Origin of the sequence: Streptomyces sp. NPDC017979 (genome assembly GCF_044328175.1) — a bacterium.
Classification (GTDB): domain Bacteria; phylum Actinomycetota; class Actinomycetes; order Streptomycetales; family Streptomycetaceae; genus Streptomyces.
The window spans coordinates 180,126-200,975 of sequence record NZ_JBIRGU010000007.1 but is presented as its reverse complement, the minus strand read 5'-3'; the positions used below and the strand labels follow the sequence as shown (position 1 = coordinate 200,975).

Here is a 20,850-nt window from a genome sequence, read left to right as displayed (position 1 = left end):
ACCGTTCCCTGGACCGGTGTCGACCACCGGAGCGAAACACCAGGATTCAGGGCATGTCACACCCAGAGAACCCGCCCACGCTGCACGCCGAGGGCTTGACGAAGACGTACGGCCGCCGCGGCGCACCGGCCTTGAACGACGTGCACCTCACCGTCCCCGCCGGCCGCGTCATCGGGCTGGTCGGCCCGAACGGCGCCGGCAAGTCGACCCTGCTGCACCTGGCCTGCGGACTGATCGAACCGACGGCGGGATCGCTGACCGTCCTCGGCGCACGCCCCGGCGCGAACGCCACCCACCTCGCCCGAGTCGGCTTCGTCGCCCAGAACACCCCCGCGTACGGCTCCTTCACCGTCGGCGAACACCTTGAACTGGGCGCCAGGACGAACCCGGCGTGGGACGCCTCCCTGGCCGAGCGCCGCATCCGCCAGGTGGGCCTGGACCCGAGGAAGCGGGCCGGACAGCTCTCCGGTGGCCAGCGGGCACAACTGGCGCTGACCGTCGCCGCGGCCAAACGCCCCGAACTGCTCATCTTCGACGAACCGGCGGCGGCCCTGGACCCGTTGGCCCGCAAGGGGTTCCTGAACCACCTCATGGAGTTCGTCCGGGAACTGGGCGCCAGCGCCATCCTCTCCTCGCACCTCCTCGGCGACATCGCCCAGGCATGTGACCACCTCGTCGTGCTCTGCGACGCGAGGGTCCAACTCGCCGGCGACACCGGGGAACTGCTGGCCCGGCACGCCCGACTAGTGGTGCCGCGCCACCGGTTCGACCGGCTGCCCGCCGGGATCGAGGTGATCGCCGCGGAGCACGGCACCACCCACACCACCGCCCTGGTCCGCGCCGTGGGCCCGCCCCAGTGGGCGGCCCACCCGGTCGAACCCGTCCCCCTCGAAGAACTCGTCCTCGGATACCTGACCGGCGCGACCGACGGGCCCGCCGCCCGGCCCGTCACGGCCGCCGACGCCGGGGAGGGACCGCGATGATCTGGCTGACCTGGCGACAGTTCCGCGCCCAGGCGTTCTTCGGGCTCGGTGCGCTGCTCGTGATCGCCGCGTTCCTCACCTACCTCGGTGCCGACGTCCGCGACGGCTACGACGCCTACCGTGCCACCTGCGACGCCGGGGGCGACTGCGCCCGTGCCAGGAGCCAGTTCGAGAGCGCCCACAAGAACCCCCTGCTGTTCGTCGCGGCCGGACTCGGCCTCGTACCCGCCGTCATCGGCACCTTCTGGGGCGCCCCGCTGATCGCACGGGAATTGGAGGCGGGCACCCATCGACTCGTCTGGAACCAGAGCGTCACCCGACGGCGCTGGCTGCTCACCAAGGTCCTCGTCGTGGGCCTTGCGGCCGTGCTGTTCACGGGCGCCGCCGCGGCCCTGCTCACCTGGGCCGCCCACCCGTTCGACGAGGTCGCCGAGAACCGCTTCGGCACCGTGGAGTTCGGTGCGCGCAACCTCGTCCCCATCGGATACGCCGCGCTGGCCTTCACCTTCGGCACGATCAGCGGACTCCTGCTGCGGCGCACCCTGCCCGCGATGGCCGTGACCCTCGTCGGCTTCATCGCCTTCCAGTTCTTCTTCCCCAACGTCGTACGAGGCGACCTGATGCCGCCGCGGACCGCTCAACTGCCCATGACCGCCCAGGCCATCAACGGGGCGAAGAACCTGGGCAGCATCGCCGGCGGGGCCGTCATCGACGGGGTGCGGATACCGAACGCCCCCGGCGCGTGGATCGCCGACACCAGCCCGCTGCGCACCGCGAACGGCGCGGCGCTCGACGAAGCCACCTTCGGAGACTGCCTCGACGGCCCGCCCAAGACCGGTGCGGACGGCACCTTCGGCGACACCGCCGTGTGCCTGGCAGGGCACGACCTCCACGTCGAGGTGCGGTACCACCCCGGCAGCCGCTACTGGGCGTTCCAAGGGTTGGAAACCGCGATCTACCTGGTGCTCAGCGCGCTCCTCACCGTCTTCGGCCTCTGGCGGATCCAACGACGGACGGGGTGATGCCCGCCCAGGCACACCGGTCCGGCATGCTGGGTGGGCACGGCAGAGACAGGACGTGGAAGGCGGGCACATGGCAGACAGGGACTTGATCGTCTGGGTGAACGGCGCATTCGGCAGCGGGAAGACCACCCTGGCGGACGCCCTGCGACCGCGCTGGCCCGAAGCCCTCGTGTACGACCCGGAACAGGTCGGGTATCTGCTGCGGGAGATCGTGCCGGTGCCGACCGGCAACTTCCAGGACCTGCCGCTGTGGCGGCGGCAGGTCGTCGACCTGGCCGCGGCACTGGTCGCGGAGTACCGCCGCCCCCTGCTGGTCCCGATGACCCTGGTCGACCCCGGCTATCACGCCGAGATCTTCGACGGGCTGCGGGAACGCGGCATCGACGTCCACCACTTCTTCCTCAAGGTCGCCCCGCAGGTCCTCGAGGCGCGGATCGACAACCGGGTGCACGCCCCGGACGACCCGGAGCGGGAGGCGGAGGTCCGCAGTTGGTGCAAGGAGCAGATCGCGGCGTGCGTCGCTGCGATCGACGCCCTGCCCCGCGACACCGTGTACCTCGACGGCGAACTGCCCACCGGCGAACTGGTCGACCAGGTGCTGTCCCGCGTCCGCACGGGCGGCGGCGCGTAGGGCGTCACTGCACCGGTCGACGGCCGTGCGCGGCTGCTAGCGTGCGGGCGTGGATCTCTTCTTAACCTCGTGGGCGGCGCTGCGGACGGCCGTCGCCCACCTCTCCGACGAGGACCTCGCCCGCCCGTCCGGCTGCGCCGGCTGGCTCGTCCGCGACCTGGTGTGCCATCTGGTGATCGACGCCCAGGACGTCCTGATCACGCTGGTGACCCCGACCGGGGCCGCGGTGACGCGGAACGCGGCGACCTACTGGGAAGTCGCCGGGGCGCCGCCGAGCGGTGACGACCCGCTCGACGCGCTCACCGTGCGGCTGGCCGCCGCGTACGGCGAGTCCCGGCTGTTGAAGTTCCACCTCGACGACGTCGGCTCCGCAGCCGGCCGCGCCGCCGAACTCGCCGACCCCGCGCTGCGGGTCAGCACCCGTGACGTGGTCCTCACCGCGGGCGACTACCTCCACGCGTACGTCATGGAGTGGACGCTGCACCACCTGGACCTGGTCGCGCACCTGCCGAAGGCGCCCCGGCCGCCCGCCGATGCGCTGGCCGGCGCCCGCGCGCTGCTGGAGGAGATCGCCGGGGCGGCCTTCCCCGCGTCCTGGACCGACGAGGACGCACTGCTCGTCGGCACCGGCCGGCGCACCGCGACCGCCGGGGAGAGCGCCGCACTGGCCGAGGCGGGCGTACGGATCCCGCTCGTCCTCGGCTGACGGAACGCCCCCTCAAGCCGCAGGCGTGGCCCGCCGGCGACCGGGAGCACCGAGCCGGACCGGCACGCCGGGGGAGTACAGCACGCTGACGGGCGCCTCGCGGGGCGCGGGCAGCCCCGCCGCCGTGACGAGGCTCTCCTCGCAGTCGAGCAGGTCGGCGCGGTGCAGGGGCCAGCGCGGATGGTGGTTGGCCAGGTAGGAGGCCCCGCCGAAGAAGCCGTTGTGCATGCCCCACCGCGCGGTGAGGAAGTGCTCCAACTCCGTCGGCTCCTCTATGCGTTCGCCGCACCGGACCCGAAGGCGGCTGACCGCCGTGCGAGGCCCGGGCCAGCGGCGGGAACTGGTGTACGTGACGGTGTCGCCGACGGCGCGGACCGCCATCCGGGACCACACGTACGGCAACCGGAACCCGAAGCGTCCCATCACCACGGGTATCAGCCGGGAGGCGTCCATGGACCGGAACACGACACCGCGCCGGCCGTGCGCGTCCACTGAGTACAGCCGGACGTTGGTCTCCGGGAAGGACCCGAGGTACGGCACGCCGGGCAGCCTGAGCCACCCCACCTTGTGCATCCGGAAGGCGACGAGGCCGACGTAGGTGACCCCGTCGTACGTGTCGGGGACGGTGCCGCGGGGGAGCAGCGGCGCCACCGCGTCCGGCGGCAGGGCCCAGTGGACGAAGCACAGGTCGAGCCACTGCTGGGTGAGGAGCGGGGTGGACACCGGGGCCGGGGCGTCGGGGGTGATGGGCGCGGGAGTCTGCACGCAGCAAGAATGGCAGAGCCGACGGTCCGCCCCGCAGCCGCGTGCGCCGTCGCCCGCGCCCCCGCTGCCCGTCGGTCGCACGACGCCGTCGTCCGGCTCAGTCGGCTCTTCGCAGGTTGCGGATGGCGGGGACGGCGAGCAGCAGCCCGACGGTGACCACGAGCATCGCCGAGGAGAAGAACAGCACCGGCGCGGTACCCACCCCGGTGGACACCGGCCCGACCGCGATCTGTCCCACCGGTCGCATCACCAGCGAGCCGGCGACGTCGTAGGCGTGCACCCGGCCGAGCACGTCGGGCGGGATCTTCGTCTGGACGCTGGTGTGGAACATGACGATCCAGAACGCGCCCCCCGCCCCCTGGACGACGTAGCCGGCCGCGATGAGCGCGGGCGGCAGGTGGAGGGCGACCGAAAGCAGGCTGAAGACCGTACCGAGCAGCGCGACGGCCCCCGCCCGCAGCGGGCGGACGGGTTTGAACCGCATCGCGACGAGTCCGCCGACGACGCTGCCCAGGCCGAGCATCGCGAGGACGAGACCGAGGGTGCCCTCGCCGTACCAGGTGGTGATCAGGCTGGGCCCCAGGGTGAGGAAGGGGCCGTTCACCGTCACTTGGTAGAATATCCAGATCACGATGACGCCCCAGAGCCAGTTGCGGGCCCGGAACTCCCGCCAGCCCTCGGCGAGGTCGCGGTGGATGGTGGTCCTTCGGGGCGCGCGGGGGATCTTCAGCCGCAGGGCGAGGAGGCAGAGCGCGCTGACGGCGAAGGTCGCGGCGTCGATCGCCAGGACGACCGGGACGGAGGCGAAGGCGAGCAGCAGTCCGGCGGTCGCGGGGCCCGCCACGGTCATCAGCGACTCCGCGACGCGGATCGCCCCGTTGGCCTTTTGGACGTCGTTGGCGATCTGGGGGATGACGCTCGCGTAGCCGGGCTGGAAGGCCGCGGTGCTCACCCCGCTCAGCGCCAGCAGGCCGAGGACCAGCCACAGCGGCGGGTCGCCGGCGGCGAACGCGAGCGCCAGGGCGCCGTGCAGGGCCAGTCGGACCACGTCCGCGACCATCATGACCCGCACCGGGGCGAACCGGTCCACGAGGACGCCGCCGTAGACGACGAAGAGGGCCAACGGCGCCGTGTGGGCGGCGAGGGCGTACCCGACGCCGTTGACGCCGTGTCCCGCCTGGAGCATGGCGACCGTCATCGTCGTCGGGATGAGCATGTGGTCGCCGAGGACGGACACCGTCCGCGCCACGAAGAAGAGGGTGAAGTCCCGGGTCCAGACGTGCTCGGCGGTCTGCTTCGTCACGGGTGTCAGGAGCACCGGTTAACCCTGCCCGCCGGGCCTGCCGTTCATGTGGGCCCCGGCCGGATCCGTGTTCGTTTCACCGCGTGATGATCAAGAGATCAGTAGCATGCCGACCGACTGGCGCCGGGCGCGCCACGTCATCCGCGACACCGGGCAGAAGACGGCGACAGGGGCATCGGCATGGGCATGGACCGTTTCAACGGGAAGATCGTCCTCATCACCGGCGGCACCAGCGGGATGGGCCTGGCGACCGGGCACCGGCTGATCGCGGAGGGCGCCCGCGTGGTGATAACGGGCCGTGCCCAAGGCCGTGTGGACGCCGCAGTCGCGGAGCTCGGCCCCATGGCCACCGGCGCGGTCGCCGACACCGGTGACCTCGGCGCGATCGCGGCGCTGATGGAGTTCGTCCGCGACCGGCACGGCCGGCTCGACAGCCTCTTCGCCAACGCCGGCACCGGCACGATCCGTGCGTTCGAGGACATCACGGAGGAGGACTTCGACCAGACCGTCGACGTCAACCTCAAGGGGGTCTTCTTCACGGTCCAAAAGGCGCTGCCGCTGCTGGTGGACGGCGGGTCCGTCGTCATCAACGCCTCCTGGACCTTGCACCGCGGCAACAGCGCCCTCACGGTGTACTCGGCGACCAAGGCGGCCGTGCACAACCTGGCCCGGACCTTGGCCGCCTCCCTCGCGCCGCGCGGGATCCGGGTGAACTCCGTCAGCCCCGGGTACATCGACACGCCCATGTACCCGGCCGACGCGCTGAGCCCGGCCGAGGCCGAGGTCGTCACGGGCCGGGTCGTCACGGGCAGGTTCGGCCGCCCGGAAGAGGTCGCGGCGGCCGTGGCGTTCCTCGCTTCGTCCGACGCGTCCTACGTCAACGGCCAGGAACTGGTGGTCGACGGCGGACTGGTCGGGTCCCTCCCCGGCTGACGAACGCCCCGGGGGCTCACCGGGCGGCCGTCACCACGTGATAGTCGAGGATCCCCCGCTCGTAGGCGCGGCGGAAGTTGCGCGGCCAGGTGTCCGGGGCCCACCAGCGGCTGAGCCACAGGTCCCAACCCGGCCACACCTGCGCCCCGATCGACTCCACGCGCACCTCGGTGAGCCCGGCCGCCGAGAACGCGTCGGCCAGGACGGACACCGGGCGGGCGATGTCCAGGCCGTTGGCGAACGTGTCGAGGAGGTCCGCCAACTCCTGCGGGCGGGCGGGCGCATCGTCCACGGTGAAGAAGCTGGTCACGGCCGCCCGCCCGCCGGGCCGCAGCACCCGTGCCGTCTCCCGCGCGAAGGCGCCCAGGTCCGGGAAGTGCTGGGCGGCCTCGACGCTGACGACCGCGTCGAACGCGCCGTCCTCCAACGGGATCCCCTCCGCGGCCCCCTGGACGAAGCGGAGCCGTCCCGGCTCCCGCCGCAGCAGGTCGGCGTGCGTCTCGCGGGCGCGCTGGAGCTGTTGGGGGTGGATGTCCATGCCGGTCACGGCGGCGGGGCGGTACTCCTCCAGGGCCAGCGCCGAGCCCATCCCGAGGCCGCAGCCCACCTCCAGCAGGCTGCTCCCCTCGGTGAGCGCGACGGCGTCCAATACGTGCCGGTACAAGTCCTGCTGGCTGTGCACCCGTTCCTGCTCGCCCAGCGGCCGGCTCAGGTCCACGGCCCGCCAGTACCCGAAGTTGATGAATCCGCCGCCGAAGATCGGTTCGCGACTGAGATCCGCCGGTCCGTACGTCTCGCGCACCGCGGGGCGCATCGTCGGGCTCGTCCCCTGGACACCGTCGGCCACTCTTGCCTCCTCGAATCCGGATCTCCCCATCATGCCCGGATCCCGCGGGCGTTCCCCGCGGGACGGCGGATTCCGGGCAGCGGGGCCGAGTTCAGCAGGTCAGCGGCGGGGGCAGTCGCCACGTGCCTCGGCGGCGGTCTTCAGATCGCTCAACCACCCTTCGAGGCCCTGTCGCAGGACCTCCGTCGCGAACGAGACGTTCTGTTCGACCAGGGGGCCGGCGTGGGTCTCCTCGGTGCTGACCCGAACGCCGCCCTTGACCTTGGTGAAGGTCCACACGTGCACGCCGTCGATGCGCAGTCCGTCGCCGATTGCGGGGCCGGTCCAGCGGATGCAGGAGTTCCGCTTGACCTGCTCCACGGTCGAGGTGATGTCCAGGCTGGGGGCGGGCGTCACCGGGTTGGGCGGCACCGGGGTCGTCCACCGGAACGCCGTTCCCTTCCGGAAGGGCCCGTTGTCCAGCCGGTCCATGGACGTGACGTGCTGCTGCCAGGACGGCCAGCGCTCCACGTCGGTCTGGAGCTTCCAGATCGCGTGCAGCGGGGCGTCGATGACGGTTTCGGTGCGGTAGCGGACGGGGGCCTTCGGATCGACGCCCTCCCCGCGGCAGGTCAGGGAGGTGGCGGACGGGGAGGGGGTGGCCCCGGCGGGTGCGGCGGCGGTGCCGAGGAGGCCGGCGGCGATGAGCGGGACGGTGCACAGGGCGGCGCGGGCGCGGCTGCTACGGACGACGGACATGGCGGTCTCCCGGTGAAGTGGCGTGTGGGCAGCGCACGGTGGTGGTGCGCCAGCTCGTTTCGTTAGAGCATCTTTGGTGCGTTAGAAGTTATAACTCTGCTCCGGGCGGGAGGGCAAGTAGTTCAGTGATAGCCTCTAACGAAAATTCTTCGCTCTAGCTGAGGTGGAGTCCATGACGAATCCGGACCCGCGGACTCCGCGGGAGCGCTACCGAGCCCAGGTGCGCGCGGAGATCAAGGAACGCGCCTGGCAGCAGATCGCCACGGCGGGGGCGTCCGCGCTCTCCCTCAACGCCATCGCCAAGCAGATGGGCATGAGCGGGCCCGCGCTCTACCGCTACTACGCCAGCCGGGACGAGCTGATCACCGAACTCATCCGGGAGGCGTACCAAAGCCTCGCCGGCACCCTGCGAACCGCCCGGTCCGCCGGCGCCGACCTGGCCCGACTGGCTTACGAGCTACGGGAATGGGCCCTGGCCGACCCCCAGCGCTACCTCCTCATCTACGGCACCCCCGTCCCCGGCTACCGCGCCCCCGAAGAGCTGACCGGCGTCGCGTCCGAGACCATGGCGACGCTGCTCGACGCGTGCGCGGCGCACGAATGGGACGGCGACGGGTCGCCGTTCGCCGTCCACCTCGAAAGGCACCGCGGGTGGGCCGACGACCACCCCGCCCCCGCCGCGACCCTCCACCGGGCCCTGACCTTCTGGACCCGACTGCACGGCCTGCTGTCCCTGGAACTCGCCGGCCACTTCGCCGGGATGCGCTTCGATCCGGCCCTGCTCTACGCGGCCGAAGTGGACGACCTGCTGGCGCACCGCCGCACCTGACGCCCGGCCCGTCACCCCGGAACGCGCGGAATGACCCCGGCGTCCCGCAACTCCGACCACAACCGGACGGGAACGGGGCGGGCGAGCGAGGCAGCCGAATCCTCGATCTCCTCCGGCGACCGCGCGCCGACGACCACGGCCGCCACGGCGGGGTGCGTGAAGGGGAACTGGAGCGCAGCGGCCGTCGGCGGGATCCCGTGGCGCGCACACACCTCGTGCACGGCCCGCACCCGGGCGGCCAACGGGGGCGGCACGTGCTCGTGTCCGTGCGGCGCACCCGGCCGGGGGTCGAGCAGCAGCCCGGACTGGAGGACGCCGGCGGCCAGCACCGCCACGCCGCGCTCCTGGCACAGCGGCAGCAGCGCGTCGAGCCCGGACTGGTCGAGCAGGCTCCACCGGCCGGCCAGCATCACGCAGTCCGGCCCGGGCGCCGGCGCCTCGCGCAGGAAGCGCACGGCCACGTCGGCGTGGTTCACCCCGAGCGAGACCGCCCCGATGACCCCGGCGCGCCGCAGGTCGTCCAGGGCTCGGTAGGCGTCGCCGACGGCGCGCGGGAAGTCCTGTTCGGGGTCGTGGACGTGGAGCACGTCGACCCGGTCCAGCCCCAGCCGCTCCAGGCTCTGGTGCAGCGACCGGACGACCCCGCCGTACGAGTAGTCCAAGCGCGCCCCGAGGCCCGCGGGCGCCCCGGCCCAGATCGGCTGGGTGTCCGGGCCGTCCGGCTCCACCAGCCGCCCCACCTTGGTGCACAGCACGTAGGCGTCGCGCCGCTCACTGCCGAGCGCCGCACCGGTACGGGTCTCGGAGAGCCCGTACCCGTACACAGGGGCGGTGTCGAAGAGTCGGATGCCGAGCTCCCGGGCGCGGCGGACGGTCTCCACGGCCCGCTCGTGCGGCACCGCCCGGAACAGCCCCCCGATGGAAGCCAGTCCGAGTCCGAGCCTGCTGACCGTCAGACCGGTCCGGCCGAGGGGGATCGAGTCGTCTGCACGCATGGGGCTCCTCACCGACGGATGACGCGGACCGGCGAACCAGGCAACCACCATCGGTGATGGTCCCGGTCGGCCGCGACCCCAACGGGGATGAGAACGCGAAGAAAGAGGGTCTCGCAATCGTTCTACGGGCGAATGCCGCCGCTGTCGGACGCCCAAGGACCCTGAACGGGCCGTCAGCGGTGGGCCGGCAGTGGTACGCGCCAGACCAGGCGGGTGCCGCCCGAGGTGCGCCGGGCCACCGTCAGCGTGCCGCCGAGGCGTTCCGCGCGCTCGGTGAGGTTGCCCAGTCCGCTGCGCCGACGGCCCTCCGGAGGAGCGATGCCCACGCCGTCGTCGGTGACCTCGACCGTCAGGGCCCGGTCGCGGACGATCAGCGCGGCCTCCGCGCGCGAAGCCCCTGCGTGGCGGGCGACATTGGCCAGGGCCTCCGTGAGGACGGCGGGCACCTCGTCGGCGACGGGGCCCGGCACGTCGGTGTCGATCAGGCCCTCCATCCGCAGCGCGGGCGCGAACCCGAGGGTGCGCGCGGCCTGTTCGAGGGTGTGCACGGCCCGCCGCCGCAGGCCCTGCGCGCCCTGCGGCGACTCGCGCTCCCGCAACCCGAAGATCGTGGAACGGATGATCCGTATGGTGTCGTCGAGGTCGTCCACGGCCCGGGTGAGCCGCTGGACCCCCTCCGGGCGGTCCACGAAGCGCCGGGTGCTCTGGAGGGTCATCCCGGTGGCGAACAGCCGCTGAATCGCGAGGTCGTGCAGATCGCGCGCGATGCGGTCGCGGTCGGCGAGCAGCGCCATCCGTTCGGCGTCGCGCCGCCGCGCCGCGAGCTCCAGGGCCAACGCGGCCTGCCCGGCGTATCCGGAGAGCGGGGCGGTCTCGGCGTCGGTGAACGGCGGCCGACCGGCCCGACGGAGCAGCAACAGCACGCCCAACTCGCCGCCGTCGGTGCCGACGGGCACCGCGACGGCCGGCCCGAAGCCCCGCCACCGCTGCGCCCCGGCGCTCTCCCGCGGATCGTCGGCGAGATCGGGCGTGGTGAGGGCGGCCCGGTCGGCGAGCGCCGCGGCGGCCAGGGTGCCCGTCCGGGGCGGCACCCGGTCGCGGTGGGCGCGGGCCCCCTCGCCGAGCACGACCGCCGTCCTCGGCACCCCCTCGTCCCCGGTCAGTTGGAGCACCGCCAGATCGCTGTCGGTGATCTCCCGGGCGTGCCCGGTCATCGCCTCCAGGACCTGCGCCTCCGGCGCCCCCGACAACAGCGCGCTGGTCACCTCTGACCCGGCGGCAAGCCACCGCTCCCGCAGCCGCACCTCCTCGTACAGGCGCGCGTTCTCCACAGCGAACCCGGCGGCGACCGCGAGCGTCGACAGCACGGCCTCGTCCTCCGCGTCGAAGGCGGCGCCCCCGCGCTTGCCCGTCAGGTACAGATTGCCGAAGACCTCGTCGCGCACCCGGACCGGGACGCCGAGGAAGGACCGCATCGGCGGATGCCCCGGCGGGAAGCCGGCGGACGCCGGATGGGTCGACAGGTCCTCCAGCCGCAGCGGCGCCGGACGGCGGATCAGCTCCCCGAGCAGACCGTGCCCCTGCGGCGGAGCGCCGATCGTCGCGACGGTCTCCTCGTCGATGCCCACGGTGAGGAACTGCGACAGCCGCTGACCGCCCGAGCCCGGCCCGATCACGCCGAGCGCGCCGTACTCGGCGTCGACGAGGGTGACCGCCGCCTCCACGATGCCGTGCAGGACCTGCGTCAAGTCCAGTCCGCGCCCCACCGACATGACTGCGTCGAGCAGCCCGTCGAGGCGGTCCCGCGAGCCGCGCACCTCGTCGATGCGCGACTGGAGTTCGTCCAGCAGCTCGTCGAGGCGCAGCCGGGGACGCCTGGGCCCCTCGCCGTCGTGGTCGCCCATGCCGCCCCTCGCCTCTCCCGCCACCCGCAGCCGCCCCGGTCGCGGGGCACGTGCACCGTATCGTCCATCCGAACGAGCGTGCGTGGTGGGGCCGTTCGGCCCCGGTCGCTGCCCGCTCGGCCCCTGCGGCGACCGGCGCCCCGCGGAGATCCTGAAGGGGCCGCTTTGGCACCGCCACCGAGGAGGACCCCCGATGAGCACGCCGACGACCACGATGAGCGCCCTGTCGACGGAGCACCGCTCCCAACTGACGGACGCCGCGTACGAGGTGCAGTTCGCCCAGGGCGAGCGCCTCTTCGACGAAGGGGACCGCGCGGACCGCTTCTGGGTGGTGCGCACCGGGCTGGTCACCCTCGACATCCAGGTGCCCGGCCGTCGCCGCTCGCCCGTCCTGGAGTCGCTGTCGCACGGCGAACTCGTCGGCTGGTCGTGGATGTTCCCGCCCGGCGTGTGGCACCTGGGCGCGGAGGCGATGACCCCGGTGCGGGCGCTGGAGTTCGACGCCTTACGGGTGCGTCGGATGTGCGAGGCCGACCCCTGGTTCGGCCACGAGGTCTCGATGTGGGTCGGCGCGGTGCTGGCCCACCGCCTCCAGGCGGCGCGCGGCCGACTGCTGGACCTCTACGGCTCAAGCCGCGCCCACTGAGTCCACCACCAGTCGCCACGGGGGCCGTTCGGCCCCTGTCGCCACGGGCCCGCGCACGGCAGGCTCGTGGGGTGACACCGTTCTTCCCCCAGGAGCCACCGCCGTGACCGCTGTCAGAGCCTTCTCCGCCGAGCGCCCCGTCCGGGTCCTGCTCCTCGACGACCACGAGGTCGTCCGGCGCGGGGTGACCGACCTCCTCGACGCCGAGCCCGACATCGAGGTCGTCGGGGAAGCCGCCACGAGCGAGCAGGCCCTGGCGCGCGGCCGGGCGCTGCGCCCCGACGTCGCCGTCCTCGACATCCGGCTCCCCGACGGCGACGGGGTCACCGTCTGCCGGGAGTTGCGGTCGCAGATCCCGGGCATCGCCTGTCTGATGCTGACCTCGTTCGACGACGACGACGCACTGTTGGACGCCATCATGGCGGGCGCCTCCGGGTACGTCCTGAAGCAGATCAAGGGGTCGGACCTGCTGGCGGCCGTACGGACGGTGGCTTCGGGCCAGTCGATGCTGGACCCGGCGACCACCGCCCGGCTGATGGACAGCCTGCGCGCGCCCGCCGTTCCGGTCGACGACGGTCGGCCGCAGGGCCTGACGGAGCGCGACTGGGAGCTGCTGGCCCTGATCGGCGACGGATTGACCAACCGTCAGATCGGGCGTCAGCTGCACCTGTCGGAGAAGACGGTCAAGAACCGCGTCTCCCGACTCCTGGCCACGCTCGGCGTCGAGCGCCGCATCCAGGCGGCCGTCCTCGCGACCCGCTTCCCGCCACCCGCGTGAGACCCTCTAACCGTCCACGGCCACGGCGTCCGGGACCCCGGTGGTCTCCTGTTTGCGGTAGGTGCGGACGTCGATCTCCGTGGTGTCGAAGATCGTGACGCTCTCGACCGATTCGAAGTCCCACGGTGACGGGGAGGCACCCGGGGAGCACGGGGCGATCCGCCCCGGTGGCATGCAGTGCGACGCCTTCGATGACCGCGTGCCGTCGGGCGGTGAGCCTCGACACAAGGGCGGCTCGGACCCCGGGGACTGAGGCACGCTGATGACGCGGATTCACCGTGACCCGGGGAGGCAACCAACGTGGACACCGTCGACTGGCGCAGCACCGGACCGGCCATCTCGCCGACGGCCCGGCTGACGTTCTGGCCGCTGCGGGTGTCGCACGCCGACGAGATGGCCGAGGTGCTGGGCGATCGACGCCTGTACGGGTTCATCGGCGGCGAACCCGACGGCACGGACCAACTCCGCGCCCGCTACGAGCGGATGACGGCCGGCTCGCCCCGGCCGGCCGAAGTGTGGCTGAACTGGGTGGTCCGGTTGGAGGAAGAGGGGTGCCTCGTCGGGACGGTGCAGGCCACGGTGGTCGACGGGACCGCCGAGGTCGCCTGGCTCATCGGCGTCCCGTGGCAGGGTCGAGGCATCGCCCGGGAGGCCGCCCGGGCCCTCGTCGACCGCCTCGCCGAAGGGCCCGTGACGACGCTGATCGCGCACATCCACCCCGAGCACCACGCCTCCGCGGCAGTGGCCCGTGCCGTCGGACTCGCGCCCACCGACCGGTGGCACGACGGCGAGGTCCGCTGGGAGCGGCAGCTCGACATCTGACCCCCAGGGGCTGATCAGTCGCCGTCGCCGTCCGGATCCTCCTCGAACGGCTCGAAGCCGATGCGGTCGAGCGGGTCCTCGTGCGGATGGCTGAGCGGCGGCAGGCCGTGGGTCACGAGCCGGCCCCGCAGCCACTCCAACAGGGTGTCGACGAGGCCGCCGTCCCGCAGCGCCGGCCCCTGGTCGGCGTGGCGGGGCACGACGATCAGCGGCCAGGCGTCCGGGTCGCTGCCCTCGGTGAGCCAGCAGAGTTGGTCGCCGTCGATGGAGTCCGCGAACGGCAGGAACCCACCCGGCTCCGGCCAGACCGCCAACGGGTGGTACTCGGGATGATCGGCGCGCAGCTCCGCGTACGTCTTCGCGTACCACTCGGCCCACGGCGCGAGCGCGTACTGGTCCTCGGCGAAGGGGTCGGCGAAGCGCAGCCAGCCGGCCCAGCAGCCGGCCCCGTACGTCTCCATCAACCGCACGTACTCGCCGGGCAGCCGGGTGCCCAGCCGCTCGTGCAGCCACTGCCAACCGTGCTCCCCGAGCTGTGGCGCGGCCGGCGGCGGGACGAGGGCGGTGAGCGTCTGGAGGCCGCTGCCGGCCGCCAGCGCGGCCCGCTGCTGCGGCGTCGGCTCCGGTCGCCGGGGCGGCGGCGCCCACGCGGTCGCTTCGAGTTCGGCGAGCATCGCGCTGCGCGCCAGGACCGGCCGCAGCCCGTCGGCCACGAACCGGGCCAACGTCTCGACGAGCGGAGCGTCGAAGCGCCGCCACGGGTCACGGCCCGCGTTCGCGTCGTCCTGGCAGTGCATCACGACGGGCCACCGGTCGGGGTCGCTCGACGCGGTGGTGTCCCAGAACAGGGTGTCGGCGGTGCGGGTCGCACCGAAGGGCAGCACGCCCGGGGCAGCGCGGCGGTTCTGCTCCACCCAGGTCCCGTAGTCGAACCACCCCGCGTGGGCGCACGGCATGTGCAGCCACAGGCGCTCGCCGATGTCGAGCGGACCGTACGCGCTCGCCACGGCCTTGTAGTCGGCGGGGAGCCGGGTGCCGAGCCAGCTTTCGACCGCGTCCCAGTCGACGGGTACGGCGAAGCCGGCCGGCGGCGCGCCGAAGATCTCGGCGAAGGCAGTGACGTGTGGGTCCGGAGTGCTCATGGTTGCTTGGACATCTCCCGCCGCCGCATGGTTGCCCTGCCCGCGGCCGTGATATCGGCGCGCCCACCGACGGCCGGTCACAGCGGGCGCCCGCCGTGGTCCGTCGTCCCGGTGAGCGCCGCCAGGGCGCTGCGCAGCTCCGCACCGTCGAGCGGGCGATCGCGCCAGCGGGCGCCCACGTGGCCGTCGGGGCGTACGAGTAGCGCTCCCCGAGGACCCGTGCCGCAGGGTTCGACGAGCTCCGCCGGCAGCGGCTCGATGCGCAGCGGCCAGGGCTCGCTGGCGAACTGCGCCCAAAGCGTCGGATCCGGAGTGAAGACGGTGAACCACGCGCCGACGGCATCCACCGTTGAGCGGTCGCGGGCGAGCCAGAAGTGCGGCATGCGGTGGCCGGGGGCGGCCGAAGGCACGTAATCGGTGCCCGGGGTGCGGCGCGGTGCGTCGTCGTCGCCGTCGTCGTCGGGGAGGACGGCGTCGGAGCGGTAGACCACGCCGAGCACCAGCCCGAGCTGGGCGAAGTACTGCTCCGACCAGGGCAGTTCAAGGGTGTCGGGTGCCGTGGCCCGGTCCGCGAGCTGTTCGCGGCGCCGCTCTTGTACGTCGAGCAGGAGGCGGGTGTTGGCGACCGCTTGGCCGAGGGTCCGCTCGGCGACGGGACGCCGCTCGATCTCGTAGGAGTCCAGCAGGTGCGGTCCGGCCCAGCCGCGCAGGACGCCGGCGAGCTTCCAGCACAGGTCGTGCACGTCGGCGATCCCCGCGTTCATGCCCAGCCCGCCGACGATCGGCACCGCGTGCGCCGCGTCACCGGCCAGCATGACCCGGCCCCGCCGGAAGCGGTCGGCGACGAACGCGTTCATCACCCAGTGCTGGACGCGGACGACCTCGGCCGGTACGCCGGCGCCCGGCCCGAGGGCGTGCGCGACGACGTCGGACCAGTCGGCGTTCCCGGCGTCGTCGGGGGTCGGCACGAACCAGGCCCACCCTCCCTCCGGATAGAGCGGCGCGAACAGGCCCCGCGCGGTGAAGTAGACGCCGGCCGGCCTGCGGGCGCACCACCGGTCGAGGTCGGCGCGGAACACCACCGTGGTGAAGGACCCCATCGAGCCCGGGCCGCTGGTGCCGATGCCCAGCAGGTGCCGGACGGTGGAGCCCGCGCCGTCGGCGGCGAGCACGTAGCGCGCCCGTACGCGGATCCGCGCACCGCCGCCGTGGTCGACCAGCAGCGCCACGACGCCGTCGGCGTCCTCCGCGAGGTCGAGCAGTTCGACTCCGAACCGCACGGGCGTCCCGGCCCCGGCGAGCAGCACGGGTTCCAGCCGGTCCTGCGAGGTGACGACGCCGACCGACGGGCTCTCGGGCACCGGCGCGTTGACGCCGACCATCGCCGCCGTGGCGAAGTCGGGCTCGCTGAGCGTGTCGCGGAAGCGGATCCGGCCGAACTCGGGGGCGAAGGCGCCCGCGGTGATCTCGGCGGCCAGCCCGAGCTGGCGGTAGATCTCCATCGAACGCACGTTGACCAGCCGGGAGCGCGGAAACGGAGACAGCCCGCCGTGCTGCTCAACCGGCCACACCCGTACGCCCCAGCGCTCCAGCAGCGCCCGGGCGGTCAACCCGACGGGCCCGCCGCCGACGACCAGCACCTCCGTGTCGACGTCTGCTTCGAGCACGTGGATCGCCTCCTGCCGCGCCCTGAGCCCAATCTCCCGCGGCCCCCGGCCGGCCGCAAGCCGGACCGGGGGCGTGTTCGTCGATGCGCGGTCGGTGACCGGACTGCACGCAACCGGTTCCGGGCGGCCGAGGAGGGGGCGCGCGAGGGCCACCCGTCGATCGGGGGACGACAGCGGATCACATCCCGCGGTAGGGGACCTGGTCGAGCAGCTCCTCCAGGGCGAGTTCCCCCTCACGGGTCTGGGCGCCCGCAGCCAGGGCCCGCTGCATGCGCTCGACGACGGCGCGCGGCGCGGGATAGACCTTCGCGTGCGCACGGGCCTCTTCGACGAGGTCCGGTACGGGGCCGCTGGCCTCGGCTGCGTCCACGGCGTCCCTGGCCGCCTCCGCGACGCCCGGCGGCAGCGCGGCGATCCGGTGCGCGAGGGCGTCGACGAACCGGTCCAGGTCGCCCGGGTCGACGGCCCGGTTGATCCAGCCGTACCGCTCGGCCAGGTCCGCGTCGAACAGCTCGGCGCCGAGGACGATCTCCAGGGCCCGGGCGCGCCCCACGAGTCGGGTCAGGTACTGGGTGCCGCCGCCACCGGGGAAGATGCCCATGCGGGTCTCCGGCTGCGCGAGCCAGGTCTCGCCGCGGGCCGCGAAGCGCATGTCGGCGGCCATGGCCAGTTCGACGCCGCCGGCGCGCAGCCGCCCGCGCAGCTTCGCGACGGTGATCTGCGGCAGCGTACGGAAGCGTTCGTGCAACTGCTGCAACGGGTTGAGGTCGGGGTCGCCCTCGTCGTCGGCGAGTGCCGTCAGCTCCTCGGGGTCGAACATCCAACGCAGGTCCGCGTGGGCGGAGAAGAACTCCGGATCGGCCGACTCCAGGACCAGCACGCGCAGATCCCGGTCGTCCGCGGCCGTGCGGGTCACCCGGAACAGGTCCCGCACCAACGCCGCGTCGATGACGTTGACCGGGGGACGGTCCAGCGTCACGGTGGCAACGGCGCCGTGGCGGGCGACGCGCAGCGCCGTGAAGCCGGTTTCAGCGAGCGGCATGGTGTTCCCTTTCGTGGAGTTCATCGCGTTCGGCAAGGTCGCCCAGTGCGTTGAGCGCGTGGCACTCGTCGCAGGCGAGGCCCGGGGCCAAGTGCTGGCTGCCTCCCGGTCTTCCCACCGTATGGAGCCCGTGGTGCTCGAATCGATGCCCATCTGCCCCATCTCCTTGTCCGTTTGTGTCATCCATCGGGGTGGGGCGGTCACCGGGGCCGTATGCTCCGTCGGGTGGACGTACTGGCTGATGCCCTCGCCGTGGCCGGGGTCCGCGGCACCGTCGCGGTCCGGATCGACGGCCGTCAGGACTGGGCGGTCTCCTGGGCGCAGAACGCCGATGCGGTGCTGTACGCCGTCACCGCCGGCAGCGCCTGGCTCACCGCCGCCGGCGCCGACGGCAGCGCCGCCGCGCCCGTGGAACTGCTGGCCGGCGACGTCGTCCTGCTGCCCACGGGCGTCGCGCACAGCATCGCCAGCGACCCCGACCGCACCCCGAAGCCCTGCGACACCGCGCTCACCGACGAACTGCGGCGCACCGGCGGGGCCATGAGCCTGGGTGCGGGCGAGCCGAGGACGCACCTGCTGGGCGCCTCCTACCGGCACGACCGCGTGGTGTCCCTGCACGTCTTCAGCCTGTTGCCGTCGATCGTGCACATCCGCGGCAACCGGGCGAGCACCGCGCTCGACGGCACCGTACGGCTGCTCACCCAGGAGACCGCCGACCCCCAACTCGCCACCGCGGTCGTCCTCGACCGACTGGTGGACGTCGTCCTCGTGCACCTGCTGCGCTGCTGGCTGGGCCGGCACCCCGAGTTGACCCGGGGCACCTGGCTGGGGGCCCTCGCCGATCCGCTCGTCACCGAGGCGATGAGCCGCATGCACCGGGAGCCCGAACGGCCCTGGAGCACGGAGACGCTCGCCCGGGCGCTGACGGTGTCGCGCTCCACCCTCACCCGACGCTTCCAGGACGCGGCCGGGCAATCGCCGGGCGCATATCTGAAGCAGTGGCGGATGGACCTCGCCGCGCGCCGGCTGCGGGACACCGAAGACACGGTGGAGACCGTCGCCCGCTCCGTCGGATACACCTCGGTGTACGCCTTCAACCGGGCGTTCAGCCGCAACAGGGGCACGCCACCGGCCCGCTTCCGGCGCGACGTGCGCCGCCCCTGCGCCGACGGGTCCGCATGAGCACGGGAACGGCAGGGCCGGACCGTTAGGCGACGCTGGCCGACGGGCGGACGACGATCTCGTTGACGTCGACCTCGGGCGGCTGGGACACGGCGTACGCGACGGCGTCCGCGATGGCCGAGGCGGGGATCGCCACGGCCCGATAGGCCGCCATGGCCTCCTTGGCGACGGGGTCGGCGATGCCGTCGGCGAGTTCGGACTCGGTCACGCCCGGGGACACCAGGGTGACCCGGACGTCCCCTTTGGACTCCTGGCGCAGCCCCTCGGAGATCGCCCGGACGGCGAACTTGGTGGCGCAGTACACCGCGGCGGTGGGCGAGACTTCGTACGCGCCGACGGAGGCGACGTTCACGACGTGCCCGCCGCCCTGGGCACGCATCACCGGCAGGGCGGCGGCGATGCCGTACAACACGCCCCGCACGTTCACGTCGATCATCCGGTCCCACTCGTCGACCCGCAGCGCCGCCAACGGTGAAAGCGGCATCACCCCCGCGTTGTTGACCACCACGTCCACCCGGCCGAAGCGCTCGCGCGCCGCGGTCACGAAGGCCCGGACGTCGGCGACGTCCGTGACGTCGAGCCGCCGGGCGGCCGCGGTGCCGCCCGCGGCGGTGATCTCCGCGGCGAGCGCGTCGAGCCGATCGGTGCGCCGTGCGCCGAGGAGCAGGCGGTGGCCGTCGGCGGCGAGCCGCCGGGCGGTCGCCGCCCCGATCCCGCTGCTCGCTCCGGTGACCGCGACGACCTTGGCTGTCGACGTCATCGTCATCTCAGGTGTTCCTCTCGAAAGTGCACGCCGATGCAGGCGGAAGCCTGTGGCGGCACGTGATGGCGTGCCACTGCACGTGTGCAGGGAAGTGCCGAGAGCGCGGAGAGCGCCGGCGCACCGAGTCTCGAACGAAGCGGACGGACCAACCAGGACGTGTGCTGCCTGGGTGTGCTGCACCCGGGCAGCGCCGGCCCGCGAGACCTAGCCTTCACGGCATGACGGACAACCGATTGGGCGAGTTCCTCCGGGCCCGCAGGGCGGCCGTGGGCCCCGAGGACGTCGGCATCGCGAGCCACGGCGTGCGCCGGGTCGCCGGGCTCCGCCGCGAGGAGGTCGCCGTCCTGGCCGGGGTGAACGGGGACTACTACGCCCGCCTCGAGCAGGGGCGCGAACGTCGCCCCTCGGCCCAGGTCCTCGATGCGCTCGGCCGTGCCCTGCGGCTGGACGCCGACGCCCAAGCGCACCTGCACCGACTGGCCGGGGTGGCGCCGAGGAGGTGCTCGACCGCCAGCACCGACGAAGTCAGCGCCGGGCTGCGGCAGTTGGTGGACAGCAGCACCCCGCGCACAGCGGTGTTCGTCATCAGCCCGGCCCTGGACCTGCTGGCGGCCAACGCCCTGGCGGATGCCCTGCACTCGCCCTTCGAGACGGCGGACAACCTGGCCCGGATGGTCTTCCTCGACCCGGCGGGCCGACGGTTCTACACGCCGTGGAGCAGCGCGGCGCACGGCGTCGTGGGCCATCTGCGCCAGGCGGCCGGCAGCGCCTCGGCGGACGACCCGCGGCTGCGGGAACTCGTCGACGACCTCACCGAGCGCAGCCCCGACTTCGCCCGCCTGTGGCACAGCCACGAGGTGCGGGGCAAGACGCAGGACGCCAAGCACCTCCACCACCCGGACGTCGGCCCGCTGGCCCTCACGTACCAGACCTTCGACGTGCGCGACGCTCCCGGCCAGCAACTCGTCGTGTACCAGGCCGAGCCCCACAGCCCCAGCGCACTGGCGCTCGATCTGCTCGGCTCCCTCCACGTCACCCCGCGCCGGGCGGCTCCCTGAGCGCCGCCGACCGTCACACTCGTCGACTTGCCTACTCGGAAAGCCAGGGGTAACTTTCCGGGTGGGAAAGTCGAAGGCTCGGGAGAGGCGACGG

Annotated in this window: 22 protein-coding genes; 11 read left to right on the top strand and 11 right to left on the bottom strand. The window is 73.1% G+C overall.

Annotated features, from left to right (window positions below; genetic code table 11):
• Positions 1-53: 53 nt before the first annotated feature.
• The 4 genes from ACH4E8_RS20360 (at position 54) to ACH4E8_RS20345 (ending at position 3,342) form a co-directional block, all read left to right on the top strand.
• Positions 54-983, top strand: coding sequence for an ABC transporter ATP-binding protein (locus ACH4E8_RS20360; RefSeq protein ID WP_398450073.1), 930 nt, complete (start codon positions 54-56; stop codon positions 981-983).
• Positions 980-2,005 (top strand): ABC transporter permease subunit, encoded by a 1,026-nt coding sequence (locus tag ACH4E8_RS20355; protein WP_398450071.1) that lies wholly within the window; start codon positions 980-982, stop codon positions 2,003-2,005. The genes ACH4E8_RS20360 and ACH4E8_RS20355 overlap by 4 nt, the downstream gene beginning before the upstream one ends.
• A gap of 85 nt (positions 2,006-2,090) precedes the next feature.
• Entirely contained in the window at positions 2,091-2,636 is a 546-nt protein-coding gene (locus ACH4E8_RS20350) for an AAA family ATPase (protein WP_398450309.1), read from the top strand.
• A gap of 49 nt (positions 2,637-2,685) precedes the next feature.
• Positions 2,686-3,342, top strand: a complete 657-nt coding sequence (locus ACH4E8_RS20345) for a maleylpyruvate isomerase N-terminal domain-containing protein (protein ID WP_398450069.1) — start codon at positions 2,686-2,688, stop codon at positions 3,340-3,342.
• 12 nt (positions 3,343-3,354) lie between these two features.
• Here the strand turns inward: ACH4E8_RS20345 and ACH4E8_RS20340 are convergent, their stop codons facing one another.
• Together ACH4E8_RS20340 and ACH4E8_RS20335 are read right to left on the bottom strand one after the other, a co-directional pair.
• Entirely contained in the window at positions 3,355-4,107 is a 753-nt protein-coding gene (locus ACH4E8_RS20340; protein ID WP_398450067.1) for a YqjF family protein, read from the bottom strand.
• 97 nt (positions 4,108-4,204) lie between these two features.
• Entirely contained in the window at positions 4,205-5,410 is a 1,206-nt protein-coding gene (locus tag ACH4E8_RS20335) for an MFS transporter (protein WP_398450065.1), read from the bottom strand.
• A 186-nt stretch (positions 5,411-5,596) separates the two neighbouring features.
• On the opposite strand from ACH4E8_RS20335, the gene ACH4E8_RS20330 reads away from it, so the two are divergent.
• Positions 5,597-6,343 carry an SDR family NAD(P)-dependent oxidoreductase gene (locus ACH4E8_RS20330; protein WP_398450307.1) on the top strand — a complete coding sequence of 249 codons (747 nt, stop codon included), beginning with the start codon at positions 5,597-5,599 and terminating at the stop codon, positions 6,341-6,343.
• A gap of 16 nt (positions 6,344-6,359) precedes the next feature.
• Here ACH4E8_RS20330 and ACH4E8_RS20325 read toward each other — a convergent pair whose 3' ends face one another.
• Positions 6,360-7,190, bottom strand: a complete 831-nt coding sequence (locus tag ACH4E8_RS20325) for a class I SAM-dependent methyltransferase (protein WP_398450063.1) — start codon at positions 7,188-7,190, stop codon at positions 6,360-6,362.
• Between the two features lie 99 nt (positions 7,191-7,289).
• Positions 7,290-7,928, bottom strand: coding sequence for an SRPBCC family protein (locus tag ACH4E8_RS20320; protein ID WP_398450061.1), 639 nt, complete (start codon positions 7,926-7,928; stop codon positions 7,290-7,292).
• A 172-nt stretch (positions 7,929-8,100) separates the two neighbouring features.
• Between ACH4E8_RS20320 and ACH4E8_RS20315 the strand changes: the two genes are divergently transcribed.
• Complete coding sequence (locus ACH4E8_RS20315; protein WP_398450059.1) at positions 8,101-8,757, top strand: TetR/AcrR family transcriptional regulator; 657 nt, start codon at positions 8,101-8,103, stop codon at positions 8,755-8,757.
• 11 nt (positions 8,758-8,768) lie between these two features.
• On the opposite strand, the gene ACH4E8_RS20310 is transcribed toward ACH4E8_RS20315, so the two are convergent.
• Together ACH4E8_RS20310 and ACH4E8_RS20305 are read right to left on the bottom strand one after the other, a co-directional pair.
• Entirely contained in the window at positions 8,769-9,752 is a 984-nt protein-coding gene (locus tag ACH4E8_RS20310) for an aldo/keto reductase (RefSeq protein WP_398450057.1), read from the bottom strand.
• A 173-nt stretch (positions 9,753-9,925) separates the two neighbouring features.
• Complete coding sequence (locus ACH4E8_RS20305) at positions 9,926-11,656, bottom strand: GAF domain-containing protein (RefSeq protein WP_398450055.1); 1,731 nt, start codon at positions 11,654-11,656, stop codon at positions 9,926-9,928.
• A 193-nt stretch (positions 11,657-11,849) separates the two neighbouring features.
• On the opposite strand from ACH4E8_RS20305, the gene ACH4E8_RS20300 reads away from it, so the two are divergent.
• Entirely contained in the window at positions 11,850-12,302 is a 453-nt protein-coding gene (locus ACH4E8_RS20300) for a cyclic nucleotide-binding domain-containing protein (RefSeq protein WP_398450053.1), read from the top strand.
• A 103-nt stretch (positions 12,303-12,405) separates the two neighbouring features.
• Positions 12,406-13,080 carry a response regulator gene (locus ACH4E8_RS20295; protein ID WP_398450051.1) on the top strand — a complete coding sequence of 225 codons (675 nt, stop codon included), beginning with the start codon at positions 12,406-12,408 and terminating at the stop codon, positions 13,078-13,080.
• 6 nt (positions 13,081-13,086) lie between these two features.
• Here the strand turns inward: ACH4E8_RS20295 and ACH4E8_RS20290 are convergent, their stop codons facing one another.
• The gene (locus tag ACH4E8_RS20290; protein WP_398450049.1) at positions 13,087-13,254 is read right to left on the bottom strand and encodes a hypothetical protein; all 168 of its coding nucleotides are present in this window, start codon (positions 13,252-13,254) and stop codon (positions 13,087-13,089) included.
• A gap of 126 nt (positions 13,255-13,380) precedes the next feature.
• Here ACH4E8_RS20290 and ACH4E8_RS20285 point away from each other — a divergent pair, with 126 nt between their 5' ends.
• The gene (locus ACH4E8_RS20285; protein WP_398450047.1) at positions 13,381-13,902 is read left to right on the top strand and encodes a GNAT family N-acetyltransferase; all 522 of its coding nucleotides are present in this window, start codon (positions 13,381-13,383) and stop codon (positions 13,900-13,902) included.
• A gap of 14 nt (positions 13,903-13,916) precedes the next feature.
• On the opposite strand, the gene ACH4E8_RS20280 is transcribed toward ACH4E8_RS20285, so the two are convergent.
• The 3 genes from ACH4E8_RS20280 to ACH4E8_RS20270 all read right to left on the bottom strand — a co-directional run bounded on the left by ACH4E8_RS20280 (position 13,917) and on the right by ACH4E8_RS20270 (position 17,753).
• Positions 13,917-15,044, bottom strand: coding sequence for an SMI1/KNR4 family protein (locus tag ACH4E8_RS20280; protein WP_398450045.1), 1,128 nt, complete (start codon positions 15,042-15,044; stop codon positions 13,917-13,919).
• 77 nt (positions 15,045-15,121) lie between these two features.
• Complete coding sequence (locus tag ACH4E8_RS20275; protein ID WP_398450044.1) at positions 15,122-16,711, bottom strand: FAD-dependent monooxygenase; 1,590 nt, start codon at positions 16,709-16,711, stop codon at positions 15,122-15,124.
• Positions 16,712-16,889: 178 nt separating this feature from the next.
• Complete coding sequence (locus ACH4E8_RS20270; protein ID WP_398450042.1) at positions 16,890-17,753, bottom strand: enoyl-CoA hydratase/isomerase family protein; 864 nt, start codon at positions 17,751-17,753, stop codon at positions 16,890-16,892.
• Positions 17,754-17,978: 225 nt separating this feature from the next.
• Here ACH4E8_RS20270 and ACH4E8_RS20265 point away from each other — a divergent pair, with 225 nt between their 5' ends.
• Positions 17,979-18,935 (top strand): AraC family transcriptional regulator, encoded by a 957-nt coding sequence (locus ACH4E8_RS20265; RefSeq protein WP_398450040.1) that lies wholly within the window; start codon positions 17,979-17,981, stop codon positions 18,933-18,935.
• 25 nt (positions 18,936-18,960) lie between these two features.
• On the opposite strand, the gene ACH4E8_RS20260 is transcribed toward ACH4E8_RS20265, so the two are convergent.
• Positions 18,961-19,695, bottom strand: a complete 735-nt coding sequence (locus ACH4E8_RS20260) for an SDR family oxidoreductase (RefSeq protein WP_398450305.1) — start codon at positions 19,693-19,695, stop codon at positions 18,961-18,963.
• Between the two features lie 221 nt (positions 19,696-19,916).
• On the opposite strand from ACH4E8_RS20260, the gene ACH4E8_RS20255 reads away from it, so the two are divergent.
• Positions 19,917-20,756, top strand: coding sequence for a helix-turn-helix transcriptional regulator (locus tag ACH4E8_RS20255; protein WP_398450038.1), 840 nt, complete (start codon positions 19,917-19,919; stop codon positions 20,754-20,756).
• Positions 20,757-20,850: the final 94 nt, after the last annotated feature.